This is a genomic window from Streptomyces sp. NPDC005722 (assembly GCF_040630935.1).
Taxonomy (GTDB): Bacteria; Actinomycetota; Actinomycetes; order Streptomycetales; family Streptomycetaceae; genus Actinacidiphila.
Map to the genome: position 1 here is coordinate 1 of NZ_JBEXYN010000089.1, position 11,243 is coordinate 11,243.

9 protein-coding genes are annotated in these 11,243 nt (G+C 71.6%); 6 read left to right on the forward strand and 3 right to left on the reverse strand.

Annotation, left to right across the window (positions count from 1 at the left end; genetic code table 11):
* Positions 1–140 precede the first annotated feature (140 nt).
* From ABZ479_RS41050 to ABZ479_RS41070, 5 genes are all read left to right on the forward strand, one after another.
* Positions 141–1,319 (forward strand): anhydro-N-acetylmuramic acid kinase, encoded by a 1,179-nt coding sequence (locus ABZ479_RS41050; protein ID WP_500466351.1) that lies wholly within the window; start codon positions 141–143, stop codon positions 1,317–1,319.
* A gap of 43 nt (positions 1,320–1,362) precedes the next feature.
* Complete coding sequence (locus ABZ479_RS41055) at positions 1,363–4,221, forward strand: FAD-binding and (Fe-S)-binding domain-containing protein (RefSeq protein WP_500466352.1); 2,859 nt, start codon at positions 1,363–1,365, stop codon at positions 4,219–4,221.
* Positions 4,222–5,030: 809 nt separating this feature from the next.
* Positions 5,031–5,918: a helix-turn-helix domain-containing protein gene (locus ABZ479_RS41060; protein WP_500466353.1), complete on the forward strand. Its 888-nt coding sequence runs from the start codon at positions 5,031–5,033 to the stop codon at positions 5,916–5,918.
* Between the two features lie 264 nt (positions 5,919–6,182).
* Positions 6,183–6,473, forward strand: a complete 291-nt coding sequence (locus tag ABZ479_RS41065; protein ID WP_500466354.1) for a hypothetical protein — start codon at positions 6,183–6,185, stop codon at positions 6,471–6,473.
* A 472-nt stretch (positions 6,474–6,945) separates the two neighbouring features.
* Complete coding sequence (locus ABZ479_RS41070) at positions 6,946–7,143, forward strand: DUF397 domain-containing protein (RefSeq protein ID WP_500466355.1); 198 nt, start codon at positions 6,946–6,948, stop codon at positions 7,141–7,143.
* 530 nt (positions 7,144–7,673) lie between these two features.
* On the opposite strand, the gene ABZ479_RS41075 is transcribed toward ABZ479_RS41070, so the two are convergent.
* Positions 7,674–8,855, reverse strand: coding sequence for a serpin family protein (locus ABZ479_RS41075; RefSeq protein ID WP_500466356.1), 1,182 nt, complete (start codon positions 8,853–8,855; stop codon positions 7,674–7,676).
* Positions 8,856–8,997: 142 nt separating this feature from the next.
* On the opposite strand from ABZ479_RS41075, the gene ABZ479_RS41080 reads away from it, so the two are divergent.
* The gene (locus ABZ479_RS41080; RefSeq protein WP_500466357.1) at positions 8,998–9,216 is read left to right on the forward strand and encodes a hypothetical protein; all 219 of its coding nucleotides are present in this window, start codon (positions 8,998–9,000) and stop codon (positions 9,214–9,216) included.
* 33 nt (positions 9,217–9,249) lie between these two features.
* On the opposite strand, the gene ABZ479_RS41085 is transcribed toward ABZ479_RS41080, so the two are convergent.
* Complete coding sequence (locus tag ABZ479_RS41085; protein ID WP_500466358.1) at positions 9,250–9,714, reverse strand: ATP-binding protein; 465 nt, start codon at positions 9,712–9,714, stop codon at positions 9,250–9,252.
* Positions 9,715–9,844: 130 nt separating this feature from the next.
* Positions 9,845–10,900, reverse strand: coding sequence for a hypothetical protein (locus tag ABZ479_RS41090; RefSeq protein ID WP_500466359.1), 1,056 nt, complete (start codon positions 10,898–10,900; stop codon positions 9,845–9,847).
* Positions 10,901–11,243: the final 343 nt, after the last annotated feature.

The following is an 11,243-nucleotide window of genomic DNA, read 5'->3' on the forward strand; positions in this document are numbered from 1 at the left end:
CGACGAGGTAGTCCGCGACGATGCCGCGCAGCACCGGCCGCCGGGTGAGGGTGTGCGCGAGGGCGCGCGTCAGGGCCGACGGGCGGCCCCCACCCCGGGGCACCACACGACCGCCCCGCACACAAGAGTTGGGAGAAGCCATGCGCGTGATCGGCCTGATGTCGGGCACCTCGTACGACGCCATCGAGGCGGCCGCCGCCGACCTCACCCTGGACGGCGAGACCCTGCACATGCGGCCGCTCGGCCACCTGTCCGTCCCCTACGAGGACGACCTGCGGGACCTCATCGGCGCGACACTGCCGCCCGCGACGACGACCACCCAGGACGTGTGCGCCCTGGACACCGGCATCGGCCGGGCCTTCGCGGGCGCCGCGGCACGCGCCCTCGACGAGCTGTGCGGCGGCGCCGCCGACCTCGTCGTCTCCCACGGCCAGACGATGCACCACTGGGTGGAGGACGGCACCGTCCGCGGAACCCTCCAACTCGGCCAGCCGGCCTGGATCGCCGAGGCCACCGGACTGCCGGTGGTGTCCGACCTGCGCAGCAGGGACGTGGCGGCCGGCGGCCAGGGCGCCCCGCTGGTCGGGATGACGGACACCCTCCTGCTGCGCGGACTGCCCGGGGTGCCGGCCGCGCTCAACCTCGGCGGCATCGCCAACATCACCGTCGTCGCCCCCGGCGCCGAACCGCTGGCCTTCGACACCGGCCCCGCCAACGCCCTGCTGGACGCGGCCGTACGCCACTTCACCGACGGCGCCGCCGCCTACGACGAGGACGGCCGCCGCGCGGCCGCCGGCCGCACCAGCCCCGACCTGCTCGAGGTCCTCCTCGACGACCCCTACTACCGCAGGCCCGCGCCGAAGAGCACCGGCAAGGAACTCTTCCACCTGCCCTACCTGCAGCGGGCGCTGGCCGCCGTGCCCACGCCCGGCACCGACGACGTCCTCGCCACCCTGACCAGGCTCACCGCCGTCACCGTCGCCGACGCCTGCCGGGCGCAGGGGGTCACCAGCCTCGTCGTCTCCGGCGGCGGTGCCCGCAATCCCGTCCTGATGCGCATGATCGGCGAGGAACTGCCCGGCGTGACGCTGCGTCCCAGCGACGACCTCGGCCTGCCCTCCGACGCCAAGGAGGCCCTCGCCTTCGCCGTGCTCGGCTTCCTCACCGTCAACGGCCTGCCCGGCACCCTCACCTCGGGCACCGGAGCCCGCCGCGCCACGGTCCTGGGGAGCATCACCCCCGGCCTGGCCCCGCTGCGCCTGCCCGAACCCGCCGCACAGCCGCCCCGCCTGCTGCGGATCACCGGCCCCGTCCGCTGACCGCCGCGTGCCCCCGCGTCGTACCGTCGTCACCCGAGGAACCATGAGCACCCCCTCCGCCACCCCCGCCGGCACGTCCCGCACCGCCGACCCCGGCCCGGCCGCGTGGGCGGCCGACTGCGTCGCCGACCCCTCCCGGGTCTCCACCGACGTGCCCCGCAGGGTCGCGGCCGCCCACGACGCCTCCCCGTACCTCTTCACACCGCAGGCCGTGGTGCGCGCCGCCTCCGCCACCGAGGTCGGCGCGCTCATGGCCGGCGCGCACCGGGCCGGGATGCCGCTGACGCTGCGCTCCGGCGGCACGAGCCTGGCGGGACAGGCCGGCGGCGACGGCGTCCTGGTGGACGTCCGCACGCACTGGCGCTCGGCCGAAGTCCTCGACGACGGCCTGCGCATCCGCCTCCAGCCGGGACTCACCGTGCGCCAGGCCAACGCCCGGCTCGCCCGGCACGGACGCCGCCTCGGCCCCGACCCGGCCAGCGAGAGCGCCTGCACCATCGGCGGGCTGGTCGCCAACAACTCCAGCGGCATGAACTGCGGCACCCAGGACAACGCCTACCGCACCATGGAGTCGCTGCAGTTCGTGCTCCCCTCGGGCACCGTCGTCGACACCGCCGCCCCCGACGCGGACGCGGCGCTGCGCGCCCACGAGCCCGACCTGCACGCCGGGTTGCTCCGGCTGCGCGACCGGGTCCGCGGCTCCGCCGCCTCACGCGCCACCATCGAGCGGCTGTTCGCGATGAAGAACACCATGGGCTACGGGCTCAACTCGTTCCTCGACCACACCGACCCCGCCGACATCCTCGCCCACCTGATGATCGGCAGCGAGGGCACCCTCGGCTTCGTCGCGGAGGCCGTCTTCCGTACCGTCCCCCTGCTGCCGCACGCCGCCACCGGCCTGCTGATCATGCCGGGCCTGGCCGAGGCGACCGACGCCCTGCCCGCGCTGCTGGCCGCCGGCGCCCGCACCGCCGAACTCCTCGACGCCGCCTCACTGCGCGTCGCCCAGCAGGCCGCCGACCCCGTCGAGGAACTGCGCGGGCTGCGGGTGGAGCGCCACACCGCCCTGCTGGTGGAGTTCGCCGAGGACAGCGCCGAGGCGCTGGACGCCACGGTGGCCGCCGCCCGCCCCGTCCTGGACCGGCTGCCCGCCGTCACCGGCTCCGCGCTCACCCGCGACGCGGCGGTGCGCGGCCGCCTCTGGCACCTGCGCAAGGGCCTCTACACGGCCGTCGCCGGCGCGCGGCCCGCCGGGACGACCGCGCTCCTGGAGGACATCGCGGTGCCCATGGAGCGGCTGACCGGCACCTGCGAGGGCCTGATCGACCTGTTCGACCGGTACGGCTACCAGGACGCCGTCATCTTCGGCCACGCCCGCGACGGCAATCTGCACTTCATGCTCACCCAGGACTTCGACACCCCCGCCGAGACCGAGCGCTACGCCCGCTTCACCGACGCCATGGTCGACCTCGTCCTGGGCGCCGGCGGCACCCTGAAGGCCGAACACGGCACCGGCCGTGCCATGGCCCCCTTCGTCCACCGCCAGTACGGCGACGAACTCTACGACGTCATGCGCGAGTTGAAGCGGCTCTGCGACCCCCATGACGTCCTCAGCCCGGGCGTCCTGCTGACCGACGACCCGGCCGCGCACCTACGGGACCTCAAGAGCGTCCCCCCGGTCGACCCCGCCGTCGACGCCTGCGTGGAATGCGGCTACTGCGAGCCGGTCTGCCCGACCGCCGACGTCACGACCACGCCCCGGCAGCGCATCGCCCTGCAGCGCGAGATCGCGCTGGCCACCGCCGCCGGCGACGAGGAACGCCGCCGCACCCTGGAGGCGGACTACGCCTACGCGGCCGTCGACAGCTGTGCGGCCGACAGCCTGTGCGTCACCGCCTGCCCCGTCACCATCGACACCGGCGCCGTCATGAAGCGCCTGCGCGCGCAGCGCCACAGCCCCACCGCCCAGCGCCTCGGCAACACCACCGCCCGGCACTGGGGGAGCGCCGTCACCTCGGTGCGCGCCGCCCTCAACACCGCCCACGTCCTGCCCGCCCCGGTCGCCCGCGCCGCGACCGGCGCGGCCCGCAGACTCGGGGCGACGGAACTGGTGCCCACCTGGTCCGGCGACATCCCGCGCGGCGGCCCGGCCCGCCCGGCGCCGCGGCACCCCGAAGGCGCGCGGGCGGTGTTCTTCGCCGCCTGCATCGGCAGCGTCTTCGCCCCCGAAGGGGACTCCGGTGGCGCAGCGGCCGCCTTCCTGCGGCTGTGCGAACGCGCCGGCGTCCAGGTCACCGTCCCGGACGGACTGACCGGGCTGTGCTGCGGCACACCCTGGCAGTCCAAGGGCTACACCGACGGGCACCGCACCATGGCCGGCCGGACCCTGGAGGTCCTGTGGGAGGCCAGCGACGCCGGGCGGCTGCCGGTCGTGTGCGACGCCTCCTCCTGCACCCACGGGCTCGAGCAACTGGCCGACACCCTCCCGGAGTCCGAGCGCGCCCGATACTCGGCCCTGCGGTTCGTCGACAGCGTCGCCTTCACGGCGGAGCACCTGCTGCCGGCGCTGCCCGCCCCGCGCCGCATCGGCAGCATGGCGCTGCACCCCACGTGCTCCACCGTCCACCTGGGCATCGACGCGGCCCTCCGCCAGGTGGCGGCCGCGGTCAGCGAACAGGTCACCGTCCCCGACAACTGGGGCTGCTGCGCCTTCGCGGGGGACCGCGGCCTGCTCCACCCGGAGGTCACCGGGTCCGCGACGGCCGCCCAGGCGGCGGAGATCACCGCCGGCGCGTTCGACGCGTACGCCTCCTGCAACCGCACCTGCGAGATGGGCATGAGCCGCGCCACCGGCCGCCCCTACCGGCACGTCCTGGAGCTGCTGGACGAGGCGACCGCCTGACGCGGCGGACGGGTCAGTGCCCGCCGGGTCCCGGCAGGCACGACCCGTCCGCGGTGCGCCCGACCACCTCGGCGTGCGCCTTCCACCGCGGGCGGGAGTTCCCGGGTCCCGTTGCGGGTAGGTGTCGGCGCTCCGGCTAGGCAACGTCCCACGGGTGCGGAGATCGCGTAGGGGTCTCGGATGAGGGTCTGCTGTTGCGGGAGGAACAGCAGACCAGCCGTTCACGCAGAATCGCAGTGCCGCTCAGTTCGACGTGTCGCAGCCGCTGGGGTGCTTGGAGGGCGCCGCTCGAAGACCGGGCCGAATGTGGAGCCACTTGGTGGATGCCGGCTGCTGCATATGGTCTGGATTCGGACCCCCTTGTGGGCAGGTTAGGGATGTCGTTCCTCAACACGGGTGATGAGAGGTATGGCAAAGTGTGCGATTTCATGTCGAACAAGACTTGATCTGACGGTGGCCTCTCAGGCGCATGGTCGATACTGCGTCAACCAACTCTGTGGCGGGGCACGTTGCTGCCGCCGTCGGCGCATCCGAGTGGCGGGTCCGGCGGTGTGTGAACTCAGGTCTCTCTGTTGGAGCGCTGGCTGTGGCGTGGCGGTGAGCGGGGTTTGGGCGAGATTTGAGCGAGTCTTCTGTGCTCGAGTGACTGATAGGTCAAAACCGCTCGATTGGGGCCCTTGGTTCGCGTGGGGGTCGCCGAGAAGGCAGGATGAGTGCTCGCGGAACGCCAAGTATCTGCTCAAGATGTGCTGATAGCTTCATCCGCTATGAGTGCCAACAATCTGCTACATTGCAGATAGGGAGATGATATGACGACAGCGACCAAAGGTAGCGCGGCGGTTCAGCGTCTCCGGCTGCGCACCGAGCTCCGCAGGGCCCGCGCCGCAGCGGGCCTGACGCAGCGTCAGGTCGCCGACAGGATGGAGTGGTCGCCCAGCAAGCTGATCCGGATCGAGGCTGGGGAGGTTGGGATCTCCATCAACGATCTACGCTCCCTGTTGGCTACCTACGACGTGGGCGACCATGAGGTCGTCGAAGAGCTGCTGGAGTTGGCTCGAGGTAGTCGGAGGATGCCCTTCGCCGAGTACCGCGACATTTACTCGAAGGAGTTTCTCGACTTCCTTGCGATGGAGGGATCTGCGGCGCACAACCGCACCTTTCAGCCATCGGTTGTGCCCGGCCTCCTGCAGACCGAGGAGTATGCGGCGGCGATCATTCGGGCCTACTCGCCAGGAGAGTCCGCGGACAAGGTCAGGAGGATGGTTGAGGCCCGCATGTTGCGTCAAGATGTCTTGGACAACGAGGCGTCGCAGTTCACGTTCATCCTTGACGAGTCTGTGATTCGACGTCAGGTCGGTGGCGCAGGCGTCATGAGGGCCCAATTGCGTCGCTTGGCTGATGCGGCTTCCCAAGATCGAATTCGCATTGCCATACTGCCCTTCAGTCAGGGAGCCCATCCTGCACTAGCGGGGCCTTTCACGATCTTCGAATTCACCGAAGATGTCCCTCCCTTCGTCTATCTGGAGAACCCGCGTGGGAGCGCCAGCATTAGCACGATGCCCGAGGAGGTCGCTTCCTACCTGGACCTGTTCCTGGAGCTCGAGACGAAGGTGATCAAGAATCGCATGCCCGACATACTGCGCAACCTAGCTGAGGCCATCGGGTCAGAGCCAGTGGAGTTCAGGGTCTCTGGGTAGCTCGCCTTGTCGGCCGTGGACGTTCGCGGACACGGCCGACGATCCAAAACTGAACGAAATAATCCAATAGTTGCAGCCGGCCTCTGGGCATGGACCACTATCGGGGGTGCCGTGTGAGAGAGACAGTACCTCTCTGCATAGCCGACCGCGGCCTTCGATGCATTTCTGCGTCGGGTAGTTGCGGCGCCTTGGCATGTCCGCGGAGCGGGGGTAGCGATGGCAGCCCCTGAGCGTCGCAGGGCTCCCGAGCCTGAGTCCACGTGGGTGGCTCTAGCGCTGGAAGTGGTCCGTTCGGTGCTCTCCGACCGGTATCGCACGGTGAATGCGATTATGTTGCTGACGGTGCCGTTGCTCACGGTGGCCGGATTGATCGTCACGGTTGCCTATGTGTTTGTGCCTCATCCACAGACGATGTTCGGCGCGCTGCTGAGCGGTGCTGGAGTTCTCCTCGTTGGCTGGATCAGGCGCCGGTTTTCTCGCCGTGGCGCCCGAGCGTTGTCCGCCGATACAGCAGATGAGCCACCTCAGGGCTCAGCCAGCCCGCAAGAATCGTGACTCCGATCGCCAGGAACCAGCCAGCTTGCGGGAGTTCTGTTGCCAGGGAGATCCAGTATCCACCTCCGGTGGTCAAGGTCCCCACAAGGAGGCCGTACGTCAACCGCAGGGGTAGATAGGGTCGAGGACGCATCATGCAAGCCCCCCCTTGGTGACTACGCGTGAGGCCACCTTACCGCGCCGGGCGCCGAGCGGAAGTTGTCGCGCGGGCATACCGAGGTTCGGCGGTCGTTCGGTGTTAGGTCCTGGGGCTCTGTGGGTACAGTCCCTGCGGCCAACTTGGTGGGACTCGCACTGGGAATGGGTGTCATCGCTGTTTCGGCCAGCGCACGGCGACAGTGCAAAGGCCACGCGCGGCTGGTGCCGGTCGTCGTAAACCTGATGGGGGCCTGGCTGGTCCGGGGGCTATGAGGTAGAGGTCGACCAGCCGCAAGTGAGCCTTCTGCCAGCAACACGTGGAGGGTGGACATACGTGAGTGGCTCATGGTCTTGGCGCAAGGCATCGGTGAGCGACTCGAACGGGACTCAGTGCGTTGAGGTCAAGTGGACCGGCGAAGAGGTGTACGTCCGTCATTCTGCAGAACCTGAGGGCCCGTGGCTGCGCTTCACTTCTGTCGCCTGGAGTGCCTTTATTGGACACCTCCACGATTCGGTGGTGCGCCCTGAGTGATGCGTAGGGCTGCTGGAGGAGTCGCTGACTCCGCCGCGCGCGCGAGGCGTGGGGCCGTCGGAGCCGCACGCCGGTGATCTTGGTGAGTGGTTGCGGCTCCGGCTGGGTGTCGATGGTCGGTATGGCCTGCTACAAGCCAGGGCAGCCCTCCCGGTTGGCCTGTACGGTCCGGGAGCGCACCGGGTGTAAGGACCAGCCGAAAGGCTTCGGCTGGGGCGGCTCCGGTAGCTGATCATCCGCATCTGCATCCAGTTATTGTCCCGATCGTGCTGGTCTGGGATGGTATCTGCTTGCATCTGAGCGACAGGGTGCTCTCGATCGACGCGGTGTCGATGTGGATGACGGATGACGCGCTGCTACCGTCCGCAGGCTTCTCCGATGACCTGGCAGCGTCCCGACATCACCCATTTAAGTTCAGTAGTTTTCGCTCTGGTCACCCGCCCCCATGCCGGTGGAGTCGGCCCCGATCGAATATGAGGCGCGCGCAAGTTGGCACGGATGCCCCAAGGCGTCGGACGCGGCGCGGCGCGTCACGTCGTCCCTTCCGCGTCCGCGTCGGCCGCGTGCGACGCGTCCCAGTCGGGGAGGTCCGCGTTCACCCAGCCCGCGTTGAGTACCAGGCGCGAGGTCCGGTGCAGCGTCAGGAAGCCGATCGGCCCGAGGAACTCGACCTCCACGCACTTCGCCGAGTACGGGGGCGGCATGCCCGCCCCCGCGGCGCCGAACGCCGTGACCGCGGCGGAGCGGTAGCCCTGCGCGCCGAAGGAGGCCGCCACCGTCTGCCCGGCGGCGCCCACCGCCAGCGGCTCGCCGCTGATCCCGGGGAAGTGGCCGCGCGAGCCGTCCTTGGCGGAGGCCAGCCCGAACAGCCCCGCGTGATCCAGCAGATCGTGCTGCGCCGTCACCTCGAAGGGCGCCGTGGCGACCGACAGGAACGGCCTGCGGTTGGAGCCGCGCACCCGGGACACCAGGACCCCGGGCCCGGGCTCCCCGTACGGAAGCAGGTCCCCGGGGACGGCCGGGTACGCGCGCCGCAGCGCGCCCACGCCCGCCGCCAGCACCTCGCCGCCGGACACGCCCGCCTCGCCGCGCAGCAGGTGGACGTCGATCCCGCCGCTGCCCAGCACCTTCAGCACCGTCACCCGGCCGCAGGGCGCGTCCAGCACCTCGGTGCGGTCCAGCAACGCGGTGGTCCGGTACAGCACACCGCCGTGGTCCTCGAACGGCCGCAGCCAGTCCGTCCTGACGGTCAGCGCCCCCGCCAGCACCAGCTCGGTGTCCTCGTCGAAGGGGATCGGCATCCGGGGGACCAGCCCGCCGGAACGTTTGTCGGCCCAGGCGTCCAGCGCCGCGCGGTCGGCGGCGACGTCACCGCTCAGCACCCCGTGTGCGGCCGGCGGCAACGCGACGGCCCACCCCGGCTCCAGCGGTAGCGCCGCGCTGCTCCACAGCCCGATCGCGGAGGCCACGCCCGGCAGTTCGTCGAGGCGTGCCAGCAGCCGCCCCGCCGCCTCGGCCGCCTCAGCGGCTCCGACGCCCGTCGCCCGTTCGAGTTCGTCCCGGGCCGCGCCGTCGGCTCCCGCCGCCAGCAGGGCCAGCAGCGGCCACACCCCCGCGGCGGAGAGCACCGTCTCCTCGCCCTGCCGCAGTGCCCTGCCCGCCCACCCCTCGGTCAGCGCGTTGACCGCGCGGACCGTCGTCGCGTCTCCCATGCCCGTGATCCTGACAGCGCGGTCCCCGCACGCCAACCAGGTTTCCCGGAAGCTCAGATGAGGCTCAAGCGGGAGGGACACGCCGCTGTTCCGCGGCTACCATCCAGGTCACAAGGCTGATGTCACACGGGGGAGAGCTGCTGTGGTCGAATTCGGGATCCTCTTGTTCCTGCTGGTGTCCTTCGTGGCGTTCCTGGTCGTCAAGCTCCTGCGCCGCAGCAACCGTCGCACGGAGAACGCCGACGGCCTGCTCATCGAGCAGGCCCGCCGCGAGCAGGCCCACGCCGACCGCTGGACGTACAACTCGGCGACCGTGCACAACGCTCCGCTCACTCACGACCCGAACGTGTTCCGCCCCTGACCCGCGGTCGGCCGTCGTCCACGACGCCGGGCCTCAGCGTGCCGGCTCCCCACCGGCATCGGTAGCGGAACCGGCACCGGCATCGCCCGGGTTCCGAACAGGCGGCGTGAAGCACGCCGTTATGGTCTTGCCGTGGTGCTGGGAGTGCGTCTGCCAGCTGTCGGCGAGACCGTCCACGAGGGCGAGGCCGCGCCCGCCGGTGGCGTCCTCGTCGGCGTCGCGGGGGACGGGCACCCGGTCGTCGTCATCGTGGACGCTGACGTGCAGGCACCGGCTGTCCCAGGTCAGGACGACCTCGGCGTCGCTGTGGGCGTGGACGTGCGCGTTCGTGATGAGTTCCGACACGGCCAGCAGGATGTCGTCGACCGTGCCCGGCGCGTCCTCCGTCCAGTCCAGGGCGGCGAGGTGGTCCCGCGTCCACCGGCGGCCGGCGCGCACCCCGCCCGACACGGGGAACGACCGCGCCCAGCCGACGGCCTTCAGTGACGAGTCGGCCATCGGAGTGCTCCCTTCTGCTCCTTGGCGGCAGGGATACGCCTACCCCGCCTGCGCCCCCGCACCCGCCCTGCGCACGGACGGCGCGGATCCCCGCCGCGGTGCCGCGGCGGGGACCTCGGGGAGCGGCGGGTCAGACGGCGGCGCGGGTGCGCTGCTTGGCGGCGCTGATGACGTCGGCACGCCGGCGGTGCTGGCGCTCGTAGTCCATGGTCTGCCGGGCCAGCAGCGGTTCGGCGCCCCGCAGCCGGGCGGTGATCTGGTCGGGGCTCATGGTGTCGTAGCCGGGCCAGGGCTGGTTGCCGCGCAGGTTCTCGATGGCGTTCAGGACCCCGACCCGGTCGCCGTGCTCGCGCTCGTAGTCCTCGATCATGGAGAGGTCCGCCTGCGAGAACAGGCGCAGCCGCTGGATGATCTCGGCGACCGGCAGCCGGTCGTAGTCCGCGAGCGGCAGGTCGATGGTGCCGGCCATCGGCGCGTGGGCGGCCGCCGGGGCCTTGCCCGCCGGACGCGGGGCGTCGGCTGCGGGCCGGGGCGCGGACCCGCCGCCGCCCGCCCAGACCGCCTGCAGCCGCTGGGCGGTGGTGCGCAGCGTGCGCACGGCGGCGTCGGCGATCCCGGCCGCGCCGTAGGGGCGCCGGCCGTCGCCGGCCGCCGTCGTGGCCAGGGCCAGCGCCTGTTCCTCGACGCTGGACTCCAGTTCGCGCAGCAGTTGCTCGTCCTGTCGGCGCAGCGTGGTCAGCAGAGCGGCGGCGCGGTCGTCCTGGGCGAGGGTGGCGATGCTCTCGCCGGCACGGCAGGCGGCGAGCGCCCGCGCCGTGGCGGTGTACTCGTCCTCGGTGTTCCTCAACTGCTGGTGCTCGTCGGTGTGCGCCCCTCCGGGCAGGACGCCGCGGACCATGCGGGCGCCGATGTGCAGGGGCGCCATCGCGGTGTGGAACGCGCCCGCCGACGCCGTCCTGACCATCTCGCCGGTGTCGCGCAGCAGGTGACGCGGGCGCATGTCACGGACGTGGGTCTCGATGCGGGCGATGTGGTGCTGGGTCTGGGCGGCATGACGTTCCAGGGTCTGCCGATGGGGACCGGCGGGGGTGACGGCCATGTCGGCCCGGAACCGGTCGACCACCGCGGCGTGTGCCTCCCGCACATCCTCGAGCGCGGGTATGAGCGCATCCGTCGTCAATGTCATGCCTGCTCCCTTGTGGGGTTCGTGGCGGCCGCGAAGGCCGCCCTCGCGTGCGGCTGCGCCGCCGGGTGGGGCGGGCACCGGCACCAGCGTGGGCGACGCGGAGGAAGATCGCCCGGCGAGCGGACACGGGACGGGGGCGTGTGCCGCCGCCCGGCGCCGGTCCCGGAGGACGGCCGGGGGGCGCCCCGGCGGGCGGGCCGGTTAGCCCGTCCAGGTGACGGGCCGCCCCGCGTCCACCGACCGCACGACGTGCGCGCGCGCTCCGTGTGCGACGGACCGCGGGCGGGAGCCTGCCGCGGGCACACGGCGGCGGGGGCCCCCACACAAGGGGGGGGCGGCGCCC

Coding starts and splice junctions, on each gene's coding strand:
- ABZ479_RS41050 (WP_500466351.1), top strand. CDS start 141: ATGCGCGTGATCGGCCTGATGTCGGGCACCTCGTACGACGCCATCGAG.
- ABZ479_RS41055 (WP_500466352.1), top strand. CDS start 1,363: ATGAGCACCCCCTCCGCCACCCCCGCCGGCACGTCCCGCACCGCCGAC.
- ABZ479_RS41060 (WP_500466353.1), top strand. CDS start 5,031: ATGACGACAGCGACCAAAGGTAGCGCGGCGGTTCAGCGTCTCCGGCTG.
- ABZ479_RS41075 (WP_500466356.1), bottom strand. CDS start 8,855: ATGGGAGACGCGACGACGGTCCGCGCGGTCAACGCGCTGACCGAGGGG.
- ABZ479_RS41085 (WP_500466358.1), bottom strand. CDS start 9,714: ATGGCCGACTCGTCACTGAAGGCCGTCGGCTGGGCGCGGTCGTTCCCC.
- ABZ479_RS41090 (WP_500466359.1), bottom strand. CDS start 10,900: ATGACATTGACGACGGATGCGCTCATACCCGCGCTCGAGGATGTGCGG.